Genomic DNA, 13,847 nt, shown 5'->3' with positions numbered 1-13,847 from the left:
CATGCAATTTTTGAATCAGTTCTTCTTCGACATCTACCCTTATCTGGCCGGCGCGGTGTTCCTGATCGGCAGCTGGCTGCGCTACGACTACGGGCAATACAGCTGGCGCGCCGGCTCCAGCCAGATGCTGGATAAAAAAGGCATGCGGCTGGCGTCCAACCTGTTCCACATCGGCATTATCGGCATCTTCGCGGGCCATTTCCTCGGCATGCTGACGCCGCACTGGATGTATGAGGCCTTTCTGCCGATCGACGTGAAGCAGAAGCTGGCGATGATCGCCGGCGGCGCCTGCGGCCTGATGACGCTGATCGGCGGCGCGCTGTTGCTCAAACGCCGGTTGGCCAACCCGCGGGTGCGCGCCACCAGCAGCTTCGCCGACATCCTGATCCTGACGTTGCTGGTGGTGCAGGTGTGTCTCGGCCTGCTGACCATTCCGTTCTCCGCCCAGCATATGGACGGCAGCGAAATGATGAAGCTGGTGGCCTGGGCGCAGGCGGTGGTGACCTTCCACGCCGGCGCTTCTGCGCACCTGGAAGGGGTGGCGCTTATCTTCAAGCTGCACATGGTGCTGGGCATGACGCTGTTCGTGCTGTTCCCGTTCTGCCGCCTGGTGCATATCTGGAGTGCGCCGGTAGAGTACCTGACACGCCGTTACCAGCTGGTGCGCAACCGCCGCTGAGTCTGACCCCGCCGCCGCCGCTGATCGCCAGCGGCGGCGCTATTCCGATAATTCGCCCGCCGTCTGCCCATTCTCCCCGCCTTGTCGTAAACTGAATATCTCAGTCATGTTACGCTTATGCTTGCGCCGACGGACGTCGGCCCGTGGTAGCCGATAACAAGAGATACCGCCTTGATGAAAGGCATTTTGGGACATAAAAACCGGGGATGATCCGCGTGGCCTTCGCGTCGTGCGGGAGAATCGCTTTATGGATAGTCAGGTTAATCAATAACAATAATGACCACACAATTTCGCTCACCCGAGCTGCTGCCTCTGAAAATCATCGCCACCGGGGCCGCGTTGCCGCCTAACCGCGTGGCGTCCTCTGCGCTCGATGCTCGCCTGGGGAAACCGGCCGGCTACGTTGAAAAACGCTCGGGCATCGTTTACCGCTATCACGCCGCCGACGATGCCAGCCAGGCCGAACTCGCCGCCGCCGCGCTGCAAGACGCGCTGGCTTGCAGCGCCCTCCCGGCAGCCTCCATTGACCTGCTGATCTCCGCCTCGGCGATTTCGGTGCAGGCGCTGCCGTGCACCGCCGCGCACATTCTCAAGGTGGCGGGGCTGGCGCCGGGCACGCCGGGCTTCGACATCAACAGCAGCTGCGTCAGCTTTATCTCTGCGCTGCAGGTGGCGGCGGGGCTGCTGAACGCCGGAACGTATCGACGCATCGCCATCGTCTCGGCGGATCTCGCTTCACGCGGCATCGACTGGCAGCACGAAGAGTCGTCGCTGATCTTCGGCGACGGCGCGGCCTGCGCCATCGTGGAGCGCGGCGACGGCGCCAGCGGCATCCTCGCCAGCCTGGTGGAAACCTACCCCGCCGGCAGCGAACTGTGCGAGATCCGCGCCGGCGGCACGCGTCGCAACCCGCGCGCCGGCATGTGCGAGCAAGACTTCCTGTTTCATATGCAGGGCAAGCCGCTGTTCCGCCAGGCGTCGGCGCTGATTGAGGGTTACTTCGATCGGCTGCTGAGCGCCAGCGGCCTGACCCTGGGGCAGATCGCCACCGTGGTGCCGCATCAGGCCAGCCATCTGTCGCTCGAACATATGCGCAAACGGCTGCACGTCTCCAGCGAGGCGCTGGTGGATATCTACCGCCATCATGGCAATCAGGTGGCGGCGTCCATCCCGACGGCGCTGCATGCCGCCGTGACCACCGGGCGCTTCAACCCCGGCCAGCCGGTGATGCTGATCGGCACCGCCGCCGGGCTGGCGCTGGCCGGCATGGTGTTGCTGCCATGAGGGTGCTGGTCACCGGGGCGACCAGCGGGCTGGGACGCAACGCGGCGCAGTGGCTGCTGGAGGCCGGACATCAGGTGCGCGCCACCGGCCGCGACGAGCGGGCCGGCGCAGCGTTGTGTCGGCTGGGCGCCGAGTTTTGTGCGCTCGATCTGGCGCAGGCCACGCCGCAGCAGTGCCGGCAGCTCGTCACCGACTGCGAGTGGGTGTGGCACTGTGCGGCCAAGTCTTCACCCTGGGGCGGCAAAGCGGAGTTTCACCGCATCAACGCCGCGGCGACGGAGAGGCTGGCGGAGGCGGCGGGGCGCTGCGGCGTGCGGCGCTTTGTGCATATCTCCACGCCGGCAATCTACTTCGATTTTCAGCCGCATTACGATCTTGACGAAGGTTACCGCGCCCGGCGCTTCGCCAATCACTATGCCGCCAGCAAGTATGCGGCTGAACAACGCCTGTTGGCGCAGGCGAAGATCTACCCGCAAACCACCTACATTATGCTGCGGCCGCGCGGCCTGTTTGGCCCGCACGATCGGGTGATCGTGCCGCGGCTGTTGCAGCAGCTCGAACGCGATCGCGGCGTGCTGCGGCTGCCCGGCGGCGGGCAAGCGCTGCTGGACCTGACCTTCGCCCCCAACGTGGTGCACGCGATGGACCTGGCCAGCCGGCAGCGCGGGTTGCCGTCCGGCACCGTTTACAACATTACCAATCACCAGCCGCAGCGGCTGGCGGAGATGCTGGATGCGCTGCTGCGTCAGGAACTGGGGCTGCGCTACCGGCTGCAGGCCGTGCCCTATCCGTTGCTGCATACGCTGGCCGGCGGCATGGAGCTGTGGGCGACGCTGAGCGGCAAGGAACCGCTGCTGACGCGCTACAGCGTGGCGGCGGTGCATTTTGACATGACGCTGAGCCAGACCCGTGCGATCGAAGAGCTGGGCTATCAGCCGCGTTATTCGATGGAAGAGGGCATTCGCCTGACCGGCGAGTGGTTGCGGCGGCAAGGAGGCGGACAGCATGGCTAAGGTCACCGTGTTTGAAGTGGGCTATTGCACGCATATCGGCTGCATGGCGCTGCGCGGCGCCGGGTTCCGGGTATGCAAATTCCCGGCGCGCGCCTATCTGCTGGAGGTGGGGGAGCGCCGCTGGCTGTGGGATACCGGCTACGCGCATTATTTTCAGCAGCACACGCAGTCGGGGGTGTTCAGCCTTTATCGCCGCATGACGCCGGTCTATTTCGATCCCGCCGAGTCGTTGGCGCATCAGCTGCGCGCCGCCGGTTACGCCGAGGGGGATATTCAGGCGCTGATCGTCTCGCATTTTCACGCCGATCACATCGCCGGGCTGCAGGATTTCAGCCAACTCGACTTTATTTGCTCCGGCGAAGGCTGGCAGCAAACCCGCGGGCTGCGCGGTTTCGCGGCGCTGAAGCGCGCCTTTATTCCCGGTCTGATCCCGGCAGATTTCGAGAGCAACCTGCAGTTTATGGAAGCTTTTCCCTCGGTGGCGTTGCCTGCGCTGCTGGCGCCGTTCGAGCGCGGCTATGCGCTGCCGGGCAGCGAAGGGCAGATCGTGCTGGTGCCGCTGCCGGGGCATGCAGCCGGCCATATCGGCGCCTTTATTCTCACCGACGCCGGCTGGACGCTGCTGGCCAGCGACGCCGCCTGGTCGCCGAAGAGTTACCAGACGCTGCGCGGGCCTTCGCGCCTGGCCAATCTGGTGATGGACGACGCGGTGGCGTACACCCGCACGCTGGAGCGGCTCAACCAGCTGTGGGCGGGCGGCCAGGTCAACATTTTGCTGTGCCACGAGGGGGACCTGTGATCCCGTTCATGACCCTTTGGCACTATTTCCGCGCCCGGCGCCTGCGCTTTGGCGATCGTGCGGCGCTGGAGGCGCATCAGGCCCGGCAGCTCGCGGGCTTTGCCCGTCGGGTGCTGAGCAAGAGCCCCTATTTTCAACGCTTCAGTCGCCGGCCGTTCGCCGAATGGCCGCAGATGGACAAGGCGCTGATGATGGCGCAGTTCGACCGGATGAACACCGCCGGGCTGCAGCGCGATGCGGTGCTGGCCTGCGCGCAGCGCAGCGAGGCGGATCGCGATTTCACGCCGAAGATCGGGCGCTACAGCGTTGGATTGTCGTCCGGCACTTCCGGGCAGCGCGGCGTGTTTGTCGTCAGCCCGCGCGAACAGCAGGTGTGGGCCGGCGGCATGCTGGCGAAAATGCTGCCGGACGGGCTGTCGGCGGGCGAGCGCGTTGCGCTGTTTCTGCGCGCGGATAATAATCTCTATCACAGCGTGAACAATCGTTGGCTGAGCCTGGCGTTTTACGATCTGCTGGCGCCGTTCAGCGAGCATTTGCCCGCATTGGAACGGCAGGCGCCCAGCATTATCGTGGCCCCGGCGCAGGTGCTGCGCGCCTTGGCGCTGGCGGTGCTGGCCGGGCAGGTGAAATTGCCGGTCAAAAAAGCGATCTCGGTGGCCGAGGTGCTTGAAGAGCAGGACCGCCGCCTGCTGCTGCAGGTATTTCCGGCGGTCGGCGAAGTGTATCAGGCCACCGAAGGATTTCTTGCCGCGACCTGCGCGCACGGTACGCTGCATCTGAACGAAGAGTTTTTGCATATCGAACCTCAGTGGATCGACGAACTGCGTTTTACGCCGTTGATCACCGACTTTACCCGCAGCACGCAGCCGATCGTGCGTTATCGGCTGGATGATGTGTTGGTGCTGCGCAAGGAACCCTGCCCGTGCGGGCAGCCGACGCGGGCGATCGCCCGTATCGAGGGGCGGCGCGACGATCAACTGATGCTGCCCGATGCGCAGCGGCAACCGCAGGCGGTGTTCGCCGATGCCTGCAGCCGAACGATCGCCAATGCGTTGCCGCTGAGCAGCGATTACCGCCTGATCCAGCGCGGCGAACGGCGGTTGGAATTGATTGCCGATTGCAGCCCGGCGGCGTTGGCGCACTGTCAGGCGCAGCTGATCGCGCTGTTCGCTCGCCAGGGCATCGCCACCGAGCGCCTCGAATGGCGGTTGACGGCGCAGGCGGTGCTGCCGCAGTTCGATCGCAAGCGGCGGCGCATCGTGCGCCAGGCGGAGGAAGCATGAAAAATACGCTGTTCAGACTAGGGCACATGTTGCTCGGCTGGGGGACGGTCGGGGTGGTGTATAGTCTGACCGATCGCCTGCAGGGGGCGGGAACCCTGTTGCCGCCGTCGGCGCTTGACCGGGCGATCCCGTTCAGCCCCACGGCCATATGGCTCTACCTGTCGTTCTTCCTCATTGTCCCGGCGGGCTATCTGCTGGCGCCGCTGCCGCGGATCACATGGCTGACGCGGGCGATGCAGCTCACCGCGCTGGGCGCCGGGGCGGTTTACCTGCTGTGGCCGACCACCATGGCCTATCCGCAGAACGATGGCGTCGGGATCAGCGCGCAGCTGCTGGCGGCGTTAACCCAGGTGGATTCGCCGCAGAACTGCCTGCCTTCGTTGCATATGGCGCTGACGGTGCTGGCGGTGTGGGCGCTGAGCGACGGCGAGCGCAAAGTGCGCACGGCGCTGTGGATGCTGTGGGGCGCGGCGATCGCGTTCTCGATTCTGCAACTGCGCCGCCATTTGTTTGTCGATTTGGCCGGCGGCGCGCTGCTGGCGCTGTTCGCCGGCTGGCTGGCCCTGCGTATGAACACCCTGCGCCGGCGCGTGGTTAAAGGAGAAATGGGATGAGCGATCTGGCATTGCCGATAGTGTTCATGCTGTTCATCGTGGTGGCCGAGGCGGTGGCGCTGCAGTGGGGGCGTCGCGAGCCGGTCAACTGGCACGATCTGGTGTTCAACCTGAACTCCGGCCATATCATGCTGTGGCTGTTCCGCGGGTTGGAGATCACCTGCTACGGCTACGTGGCCGCGCATTTCAGCCTGGGGCTGCTGGACGCCTGGCCGCCGCTGTTGATGTGGCTGTTCGCCCTGCTGGCGTGGGACTTCGGTTTCTACTGGCTGCACCGTCTGCACCATCGTTTCCGCCTGCTGTGGGCGGTGCACGTGGTGCACCATCAGGGCGAGCATTTCAATCTGTCGCTGGGGGTGCGCAACTCCTGGTATTCGTCGTTGACGTCGATCCCGTTCTTTTTGCTGCTGGCGCTGGCGGGCGTGCCGCTGTCGGTGTTTGTTGCGGTCTCTATTTTTCACTACAGCATCCAGCTGTTTAATCACAACGCGCTGACGCCGAAGCTTGGCGTGCTGGAAAAAATCCTGGTCACGCCGGCGCATCACCGGGTGCATCACGTCAAGGATATGGCCTATTCCAATAAGAACTTCGGCGGCAGCTTTATCTTCTGGGACAAGCTGTTCGGCACCTTCTGCCCGGCATTGCCGAGCACGCCGTTCAGCTATGGCGTCGGCGGCGACAGGCCGTCCGCCAACCCGTTCTGGGCGAGCAATCTGCCGTTCCTGCGCTATTTCCGTCTGGCCTGGCGCCCGGCGCCGGGCCGGCCACGCGACCGCCGTTCGGCGCTCAGCGTATTCAGCGGCGCCATGCTGTTGTTCTCGCTGGTGGTCGGTTACGTCTACCAATACGGTTACGGCTACGGCGACATCAACTGGCCGCAAATGGCGCTGCTGGTGTTGCTGGCGTTGGGCTCGGTGGCGCTGGGCGGCATGACGGAAGGGCGACCTTGGGCGAGCGCCGTCTGGTTGCTGGTCGCGCTGGGCATGCCGCTGCTGTTTATCGGCTATCTCGGTTGGCCGCAGCGCTATTGGCATATCGCCATGGCCGCCGTGGCGTTGCATGCCCTGTGCGTCGCGCTGGGCTGGGGACGGGTGGCCGCACCGGCCGCCGTGGAGGAACCGCATGGCTGAATCATTGCCGCCGCTGCGTTTTCCCGCCGATGGCGAACAGGCCTTCCACCGCGATCTTAAGCGCGCGGCCCACGCCTGTCTGGCGGGCGATCATCGCTATGCCGATGCCGCGCGGTTGGCCAAGGCCGCGCTGTTGCTGGCGTTGTGCGTCGGGTTTTACGCATTGAGCCTGCTGCAGCATCAGCCCTGGGCGTTTTTCCTCTGCTATTTCCTGTTCGTGACTATGGGCATGCTGCTTAACGTCAACGTCAACCACGATGCTTCGCATAACGCTTTCCTGCGTGCGCCCTGGGCCAATCGGCTGGTGGGGCGGTTGGTGACGCTGCCGCTGGGCGTCGATCCGGACTACTGGCGCACGCGGCATGTGGATTACCACCACGTTTACGCCAACGTCGAACACTACGATCTGGATACCGAAGAGAACGGTTTTTTCCGCCAGACACCGTTCCAGCGCTGGCGACCGCATATGCGTTATCAGCATCTGTACTGGCCGCTGATCGCCGCGCTCTCCTTGCCTTACATCGCGTGGATTTTCGATTGGTCCGATCGGCTCGATAAAACGCCGCTGCGGGAAAAACGCGTGCTGGCGGGACGCGGCGGTTGGACGCTGTTCGTGCTGTGCAAGCTCGCGCATCTGGCGCTGGTGCTGGTGGCGCCGCTGGTCGTGGGCCACTTGCACGGCATCGGCTGGGGCTGGGTGCTGCTGGCCTACGCGCTCAGCCAGATGTGCGCCTCGCTGCTGGTGGTGTTCTTGCTGCTGGGCACCCATTGGGCGCAGGCCGAGTTTTACCCGGCGCCGACGGGCGACAGCATGCCGCAAGGCTGGTATCGGCACAATTTCGCCACCGCCTGCGACTGGCAGCCCGAACCGCGCTGGCTGGAGCATCTGACCGGCGGGCTGAACTATCACCTGACCCATCACCTGTTTCCCGGCTGGAATCATCGCCATTACCCGGCGCTGGCCGCGGCGGTGGCAGAGGTGGCGCAGCGGCACGGCATGGCGTATCGCTGCATCGGCTATCGCGAACTGCTGGCGCAACAACAGCGCTTCTTACGCCTTATGGGGCAGCCGTGAAACCGCTGCGTCCGTTAGCCTATCGGCGCGACGACAGCGGGTTGCACCGCGCGCTGATGCAGGCCGCCCAGCATTATCTGGCGGCCAACGGCGATCACCGTTTCGCCGACGGCGGCATGCTGGCGAAGGTCGCGCTGCTGCTGGCGCTGTGCGGCCTGTGTTACGGGCTGAGCCTGCAACAGCAGAACGGCTGGGCGTTTTTCGCCTGCTATTTCGGTTTTATCTTTATCGGCATGTTCCTGACGGTGAACGTGGTGCACGACGCCTCGCACAACGCATTTTTCCGTCGCCCCTGGGCCAACCGCGGGTTGAACGCCCTGGTGAGCGTGCCGCTGGGGTTGGATCCCGACTGCTGGCGCGTGCGGCACGTGCTGTTCCATCATGCCCATAACAATATCGAACATTACGATCCCGACATCGACGCCAACGGCGTGCTGCGGCAAACGCCGTTCCAGCGCTGGCGGCCCTTTATGCGCGCGCAGCGTTACTATTGGCCGCTGGTGGCGGCGCTGACTTTTCCGTACTACATCTGGCTGTTCGATTGGCTGGACAGGGCGGGCCGCACCCGCGTGGCGGCGCGCATGGCGCAGCAGGGCGTGCGTGGCTGGATCGGGTTTCTGGCGGGGAAGGCGGCGCACCTGCTGCTGGCGCTGGCGATCCCGTGCTGGCTGCTGCCGCCGGCTATCGGCATCGGGCAAATCCTGCTGGTCTATTTGCTGAGCCAGATGCTTTCTTCACTGCTGTTCGTGATGCTCATCATCGGCACCCACTGGGCCAAGGCCAACTTCTACCAGGCGCCAGAACAAGGCGCAATGCCGCACGGCTGGTATCATCATGTGTTCGCCACTACCTTCGACTGGCTGACCCGGCCGCGCTGGCTGGGGTACTGGCTCGGCGGGGCGAACCTGCATTTGACGCATCATCTGTTCCCGCACTGGAGCCACCGCCATTACCCGGCGCTGAGCCGCATTATCGGCGAGGTGGCGCCGCGTTTCGGCATCGACTACCGCCTGCTGGAGTTGGAGGAGCTGTTGCGCCTGCAGCAGCGTTTCCTCAGCGCGATGGGGCGCAAGCCGCACTAGCGTTGCATGCGGGTTATGCGAGGCGTTACGCAGTTCACTAATTGAACGACATTTACCCTTCCAGTAGACTTTCCCCCGGTGAATCAACGACCACAGGAGGTGGAGTATGCGGAGTTTACCGATTCGGTTATCGAACAAAATTGATGATGATCTGAACGATATCGCCCGGCGTCACGGGATGGAAAAAACCGAGGTAATCAAAATGGCGTTTGCACTGATCGCCATTGCCGATAAGTACTGGATGAAGCAGGATGGTACGTGTCTAGGCATCGTACGAGAGAATGGCGAACAGCTTGAAGCGGTGGGACGGGTCGTGGAGATCTTCCCATGAGCATCGAAAGCCGTAATCTGCGCGATGAAGCCAGCCAGGTTTATCTGGAGCAGGTGTTGGTCTTCGACGAAATGGAGCGGCTGCGCCTGGCGCGCCAGGTACTGTGCGGGATATTTGCGGTCAGCGTGGGCGTATTCGCCGCCCACGCGTATTGGGACAAAAACGAAGCGCTCGGTCAAGTGTTCGAGCTGGTGAAGATCGGCGCCTTGCCGCTGGTCACGCTGGTGGTCTCTTTTTACTTTCCCAACAGCGCGTCCAGATAAGGCGCCGCGTTAATGCGACTTCATGCCCGCCGCGGTCATCAGCAGGCGGAACAGCGAGGCGACCACGAACAGCCCCAGCACGCTGGCGCTCCAGATGATCACCAGCCAACCGATGCGTTTCCACCAGGGCGCCGGAGCGACGGCTGCCGTTTTATCTTGCATAGCGTCCTCCCTCCTCAGTGATAGCCGTGCTCATGGCTGATCTTGCCGCGGAACACGTAGTAGCTCCAGAAGGTGTAGACCAGGATGATCGGGATGATGAACAGCGCGCCCACCAGCATAAAGCCGAGGCTCTGCGGCGGCGCGGCGGCGTCCCACAGGCTGATGGCCGGCGGGATCAGGTGCGGCCAGATGCTGATGCCAAGCCCGCTCAGGCCGAGGAACACCAGCAACAGCGTCAGCATGAACGGCGAGTAGTGCGCGCCGCGTTTCACCCCGCGCTGAATGCCCCAGGCGCTGAGCAGCACCAGCAGCGGCACCGGCAGCAGCCAGAACAGGTTCGGAAGCGTAAACCAGCGGGCGGCGATTTCCGGATGCGCGATCGGCGTCCAGATACTGACTGCGGCCAGCACCAGCAACAGGATCGCCAGCAGCGGCGTCGCCAGGTAATACATGCGCGCCTGCAGATCGCCGGCGGTTTTCATCACCAACCAGGTGCAACCGAGCAGGGCGTAGGTTACCACCAGCCCCAGCCCGCAGAACAGCGCGAACGGCGTCAGCCAGTCCAGCGCGCCGCCGGCGTAGGTGCGGCCTTCGACCGGGAAACCGTTGATCACGGCGCCCACCACTACCCCCTGGCTGAAGGTGGCGAAGAGAGAGCCCCAGATGAACGCCTTGTCCCAGATATGGCGCTTCTGCGGCGTCGCCTTGAAGCGAAACTCGAAGGCCACGCCGCGGAAAATCAGCCCGATCAGCATCAGCGTCAGCGGGATCGCCAGCGCGTCGAGGATCACCGAGTAGGCCAGCGGGAAGGCGCCGAACAGCGCCGCACCGCCCAGCACCAGCCAGGTCTCATTGCCGTCCCACACTGGGGCGACGGTGTTCATCATCAGATCGCGATCGCCGCTCTCTTTCACCCACGGAAACAGGATGCCGATGCCCAAATCGAAACCGTCCATCACCACATACATCATGGTGCTGAACACGATGATCACAAACCAAATCAGCGGAAGATCGATACCCATGTTCAGCTCCTGTCGTCCAGAGTGTCGTTGACCGCGGACAGCGGACGCGCCGGGCGGCCCTCGGTATTGTCTTCTTGGTGCTCATGCGGCTGCGGCCCTTTGCGGATCAGACGCATCATGTAGGAGTAGCCCACGCCGAATACCGAGCAATAGACGATGATAAACGCCAGCAGGCTGATGCTCATGTGCAGATCGCCGTGCGCGGAGACCGCATCCTTGGTGCGCAGCAGGCCATACACCACCCACGGCTGGCGGCCGATCTCGGTGGTGAACCAGCCCGCCAGCAGCGCCAGCAGCCCGGACGGACCCATCCACAGAATGAAGTACAGGAACGGACGCGACTGATAGAGCCCGCCGCGCCAGCGCAGCCACAGGCTCCACACCCCGGCCAGGATCATCAGCATGCCCAGCCCGACCATGATGCGGAACGACCAGAACACCACGGTGGAATTGGGGCGATCTTCCGGCGGGAAGGATTTGAGCGCCGGCACCTGCTCGGTCAGGCTGTGCGTCAGGATCAGGCTGCCGAGATAGGGCACCTCCAGCTTGAAGCGGGTCTCTTCACGCTGCATGTCCGGCCAACCGACCAGGATCAGCGGCGTGGCTTCGCCCGGCGGGTTTTCCCAGTGGCCTTCGATGGCGGCGATCTTCGCCGGCTGGTGTTTCAGCGTATTCAGGCCGTGCGCATCGCCGATCAGCGCCTGCACCGGCGCGACGATCAGCGCCATCCACATCGCCATCGACAGCATCTTGCGCATCGCCGGCGTATCGCGGCCGCGCAGCAGGTGCCAGGCGGCGGAAGCGCCGACGAAGAACGCCGAGGAGAGGAAGGCTGCGGTGGACATGTGCAGCAGGCGATACGGGAAGGACGGGTTGAAGATCACCTTCAGCCAGTCGACCGGCACCACCTGGCCGTTGATGATTTCGTGTCCCTGCGGGGTCTGCATCCAGCTGTTGGAGGCCAGGATCCAGAAGGTGGAGATCAGCGTGCCGAGCGCCACCATGCAGGTGGCGAAGAAGTGCAGCCCTGGGCCGACGCGGTTCCAGCCGAACAGCATCACGCCGAGGAAACCGGCTTCGAGGAAGAAGGCGGTCAGCACTTCATAAGTCAGCAGCGGCCCGGTAATGCTGCCAGCGAACTCGGAGAAAAAGCTCCAGTTGGTGCCGAACTGGTAGGCCATCACCAACCCGGAAACCACGCCCATGCCGAAGTTAACGGCGAAAATCTTTGACCAGAAATGGTAAAGCTCACGATAGGCTTCATTGTGCGTTTTCAACCATAATCCCTCCAGCACCGCCAGATAGCTGGCTAAGCCGATGGTGATGGCGGGGAAGATGATATGGAAAGACACGGTGAAGGCGAACTGTATTCTGGCGAGTTCCAGTGCATCAAGACCCAGCATGGCGCCTCCTAGGGTTGAACATAAATTAACCTCTTGAGTATAGCTGTCATTTTTATGTGAAAAGCTTGGCGTGAAGTTAATCACGAAGTACAGTGACTATAATAGTGACAGTTATTTTACTTTTTCATATAACAGTTAATGGTTATGACCCGATACGAGCAGCTTGCGCAACAGATTAGAGAACAGATCCAGAACCGGGTGTGGCGGGCGGGCGACAAGCTGCCTTCGCTGCGCGAGAGCGGCAAACGCGCCGGATTAAGCCTGATGACGGTGGTGCAGTCTTACCAACTGTTGGAGAGCCAGGGGTGGATCGTCGCCCGGCCGCAGTCGGGTTACTACGTGGCGGCGCGTCCGCAGCCGCTGCCTCAGCCTTCGCGCGGCGAGAAACTGTTGCTGAGCGAGCAGGTGGACATCAACGCCTTTATTTTTGACGTGCTGCAGGCCTGCAAGGATCCGGACATCGTGCCTTTCGGTTCGGCCTTTCCCGACGCCACGCTGTTCGCCCAGCCGAAGCTGGCGCGGGCGCTGAGCAGCGTAGCGCGCAAATTCACGCCGCACAGTTCGCTGGCTAACCTGCCGCCGGGCAACGACGCGCTGCGGCGGCACATTGCCCAACGTTATGCGCTGAGCGGCATGCAGGTCGCGCCGGACGAAATCGTTATCACCGCCGGGGCGATGGAGTCGCTCAGCCTCAGCCTGCAGGCGGTGACCCAACCGGGCGACTATGTGGCGATCGAGTCGCCGGCGTTTTACGGCGCGCTGCAGGCGCTGGAACGGCTGCGGCTGAAGGCGGTGGCGATCGCCACCCATCCGCAGGACGGCATCGATCTGGACGCGTTGCAGCAGGCGGTGGAGCAGTATCCGATCAAAGCCTGCTGGCTGATGACCCACTTCCAGAACCCGCAGGGCGCCACCCTGCCGGAGGCCAACAAACAGCGTCTGGTGGCGCTGCTGCGCGAGCGGCAGATCTCGCTGATCGAAGACGATGTCTACGGCGAGCTGTACTTCAGCGCCGAACGGCCGCTGCCGGCCAAGGCGCTCGACAGCGGCGGCCAAATCCTGCACTGCTCGTCGTTTTCCAAATGCCTGGCGCCGGGCTTTCGCGTTGGCTGGGTGGCGGCGGGGCGTTATGCGCAGCAGATCCAGCGTTTGCAGCTGATGAGCACCGTTTCCACCAGCGTGCCGACCCAGATGGCGCTGGCGGATTATCTGCTGCACGGCGGCTACGACACCCACCTGCGGCGGTTGCGCCGCCTGCTGGCCCAGCGCCAAAGCGCGATGCGTCAGGCGATTGCCCACCATTTCCCGCCGACGGTAAAGGTCAGCCAGCCCGACGGCGGTTACTTCCTGTGGCTGGAGCTGGATCCGGCGCTGTCGTCGATGGAGCTGTACCGGCGGGCCCTTTCCCGGGGTATCAGCATCGCGCCGGGGCGCATGTTCACCACCGGCGACCATTTCAACCACTGCTTCCGTCTCAACGCCTCTTTTGAATGGAATGACCGCTTTGAAGAGGCGATCAAAACCTTAGCCAAACTTATCCGGGGGCTGGCGGCGGCCGGTTGAGCCGCGTTTTTCACGCCGCTTCGCCCCAGAAAAATTCATAATGCTTTTTTCGGCAATGGAATGCCGGTTTCGTTGTTAGACAGCCCTCCAGCCGCCCATTACTCTGCGATAAATTTTGTCACATTTTTATCAACGGGTAGACGA

The 13,847-nt window shown here is 63.4% G+C and carries 15 protein-coding genes; 12 read left to right on the top strand and 3 right to left on the bottom strand.

Going from position 1 to position 13,847, the window contains the following annotated elements:
- Position 1: 1 nt before the first annotated feature.
- The 11 genes from narI (at position 2) to GT753_RS10245 (ending at position 9,553) form a co-directional block, all read left to right on the top strand.
- Positions 2–679 (top strand): respiratory nitrate reductase subunit gamma, encoded by a 678-nt coding sequence (gene narI / locus GT753_RS10295; RefSeq protein WP_015378190.1) that lies wholly within the window; start codon positions 2–4, stop codon positions 677–679.
- Positions 680–955: 276 nt separating this feature from the next.
- Positions 956–1,963 carry a 3-oxoacyl-[acyl-carrier-protein] synthase III C-terminal domain-containing protein gene (locus GT753_RS10290; protein WP_160125569.1) on the top strand — a complete coding sequence of 336 codons (1,008 nt, stop codon included), beginning with the start codon at positions 956–958 and terminating at the stop codon, positions 1,961–1,963.
- A complete protein-coding gene (locus GT753_RS10285; RefSeq protein WP_075684704.1) occupies positions 1,960–2,976 on the top strand; it encodes an NAD(P)-dependent oxidoreductase in 1,017 nt (338 codons plus the stop codon). Before GT753_RS10290 ends, GT753_RS10285 begins: the two co-directional genes overlap by 4 nt.
- On the top strand, positions 2,969–3,775 hold the full coding sequence (locus GT753_RS10280) for an MBL fold metallo-hydrolase (RefSeq protein WP_015378188.1): 807 nt from the start codon (positions 2,969–2,971) through the stop codon (positions 3,773–3,775). The genes GT753_RS10285 and GT753_RS10280 overlap by 8 nt, the downstream gene beginning before the upstream one ends.
- Positions 3,772–5,058 carry a F390 synthetase-related protein gene (locus tag GT753_RS10275; RefSeq protein ID WP_075684705.1) on the top strand — a complete coding sequence of 429 codons (1,287 nt, stop codon included), beginning with the start codon at positions 3,772–3,774 and terminating at the stop codon, positions 5,056–5,058. Before GT753_RS10280 ends, GT753_RS10275 begins: the two co-directional genes overlap by 4 nt.
- The gene (locus GT753_RS10270; protein ID WP_015378186.1) at positions 5,055–5,672 is read left to right on the top strand and encodes a phosphatase PAP2 family protein; all 618 of its coding nucleotides are present in this window, start codon (positions 5,055–5,057) and stop codon (positions 5,670–5,672) included. Before GT753_RS10275 ends, GT753_RS10270 begins: the two co-directional genes overlap by 4 nt.
- Positions 5,669–6,802 (top strand): sterol desaturase family protein, encoded by a 1,134-nt coding sequence (locus GT753_RS10265; protein ID WP_015378185.1) that lies wholly within the window; start codon positions 5,669–5,671, stop codon positions 6,800–6,802. The genes GT753_RS10270 and GT753_RS10265 overlap by 4 nt, the downstream gene beginning before the upstream one ends.
- A complete protein-coding gene (locus GT753_RS10260; protein WP_075684706.1) occupies positions 6,795–7,877 on the top strand; it encodes an acyl-CoA desaturase in 1,083 nt (360 codons plus the stop codon). The genes GT753_RS10265 and GT753_RS10260 overlap by 8 nt, the downstream gene beginning before the upstream one ends.
- Complete coding sequence (locus GT753_RS10255) at positions 7,874–8,959, top strand: acyl-CoA desaturase (protein WP_015378183.1); 1,086 nt, start codon at positions 7,874–7,876, stop codon at positions 8,957–8,959. Before GT753_RS10260 ends, GT753_RS10255 begins: the two co-directional genes overlap by 4 nt.
- 106 nt (positions 8,960–9,065) lie before the next feature.
- Entirely contained in the window at positions 9,066–9,290 is a 225-nt protein-coding gene (locus tag GT753_RS10250) for a hypothetical protein (RefSeq protein ID WP_015378182.1), read from the top strand.
- Positions 9,287–9,553, top strand: a complete 267-nt coding sequence (locus tag GT753_RS10245) for a hypothetical protein (protein WP_015378181.1) — start codon at positions 9,287–9,289, stop codon at positions 9,551–9,553. The genes GT753_RS10250 and GT753_RS10245 overlap by 4 nt, the downstream gene beginning before the upstream one ends.
- Before the next feature lie 9 nt (positions 9,554–9,562).
- Here the strand turns inward: GT753_RS10245 and GT753_RS10240 are convergent, their stop codons facing one another.
- The 3 genes from GT753_RS10240 to GT753_RS10230 are packed head-to-tail and all read right to left on the bottom strand — an operon-like array spanning position 9,563 to position 12,140.
- On the bottom strand, positions 9,563–9,715 hold the full coding sequence (locus GT753_RS10240) for a DUF2474 domain-containing protein (RefSeq protein WP_015378180.1): 153 nt from the start codon (positions 9,713–9,715) through the stop codon (positions 9,563–9,565).
- 14 nt (positions 9,716–9,729) lie between these two features.
- Positions 9,730–10,737, bottom strand: a complete 1,008-nt coding sequence (gene cydB, locus GT753_RS10235; RefSeq protein WP_004934617.1) for a cytochrome d ubiquinol oxidase subunit II — start codon at positions 10,735–10,737, stop codon at positions 9,730–9,732.
- A gap of 2 nt (positions 10,738–10,739) precedes the next feature.
- A complete protein-coding gene (locus tag GT753_RS10230) occupies positions 10,740–12,140 on the bottom strand; it encodes a cytochrome ubiquinol oxidase subunit I (RefSeq protein ID WP_004934615.1) in 1,401 nt (466 codons plus the stop codon).
- Positions 12,141–12,284: 144 nt separating this feature from the next.
- On the opposite strand from GT753_RS10230, the gene GT753_RS10225 reads away from it, so the two are divergent.
- A complete protein-coding gene (locus tag GT753_RS10225) occupies positions 12,285–13,703 on the top strand; it encodes a PLP-dependent aminotransferase family protein (RefSeq protein WP_004934613.1) in 1,419 nt (472 codons plus the stop codon).
- The last annotated feature ends 144 nt before the right edge of the window (positions 13,704–13,847 follow it).

The organism is Serratia sp. Z4, assembly GCF_009900725.1.
Taxonomy (GTDB): Bacteria; Pseudomonadota; Gammaproteobacteria; order Enterobacterales; family Enterobacteriaceae; genus Serratia; species Serratia nematodiphila.
Note: the sequence above shows the minus strand (reverse complement) of the source record. Positions and strands in the feature narration are given on the sequence as shown.

Bases quoted from the DNA above. Each gene is read 5' to 3' on its own strand.
- GT753_RS10290 (WP_160125569.1), top strand. From the start codon at position 956: ATGACCACACAATTTCGCTCACCCGAGCTGCTGCCTCTGAAAATCATC.
- GT753_RS10280 (WP_015378188.1), top strand. From the start codon at position 2,969: ATGGCTAAGGTCACCGTGTTTGAAGTGGGCTATTGCACGCATATCGGC.
- GT753_RS10285 (WP_075684704.1), top strand. From the start codon at position 1,960: ATGAGGGTGCTGGTCACCGGGGCGACCAGCGGGCTGGGACGCAACGCG.
- GT753_RS10250 (WP_015378182.1), top strand. From the start codon at position 9,066: ATGCGGAGTTTACCGATTCGGTTATCGAACAAAATTGATGATGATCTG.
- narI (WP_015378190.1), top strand. From the start codon at position 2: ATGCAATTTTTGAATCAGTTCTTCTTCGACATCTACCCTTATCTGGCC.
- cydB (WP_004934617.1), bottom strand. From the start codon at position 10,737: ATGGGTATCGATCTTCCGCTGATTTGGTTTGTGATCATCGTGTTCAGC.
- GT753_RS10270 (WP_015378186.1), top strand. From the start codon at position 5,055: ATGAAAAATACGCTGTTCAGACTAGGGCACATGTTGCTCGGCTGGGGG.
- GT753_RS10260 (WP_075684706.1), top strand. From the start codon at position 6,795: ATGGCTGAATCATTGCCGCCGCTGCGTTTTCCCGCCGATGGCGAACAG.
- GT753_RS10225 (WP_004934613.1), top strand. From the start codon at position 12,285: ATGACCCGATACGAGCAGCTTGCGCAACAGATTAGAGAACAGATCCAG.
- GT753_RS10240 (WP_015378180.1), bottom strand. From the start codon at position 9,715: ATGCAAGATAAAACGGCAGCCGTCGCTCCGGCGCCCTGGTGGAAACGC.
- GT753_RS10265 (WP_015378185.1), top strand. From the start codon at position 5,669: ATGAGCGATCTGGCATTGCCGATAGTGTTCATGCTGTTCATCGTGGTG.
- GT753_RS10245 (WP_015378181.1), top strand. From the start codon at position 9,287: ATGAGCATCGAAAGCCGTAATCTGCGCGATGAAGCCAGCCAGGTTTAT.
- GT753_RS10230 (WP_004934615.1), bottom strand. From the start codon at position 12,140: ATGCTGGGTCTTGATGCACTGGAACTCGCCAGAATACAGTTCGCCTTC.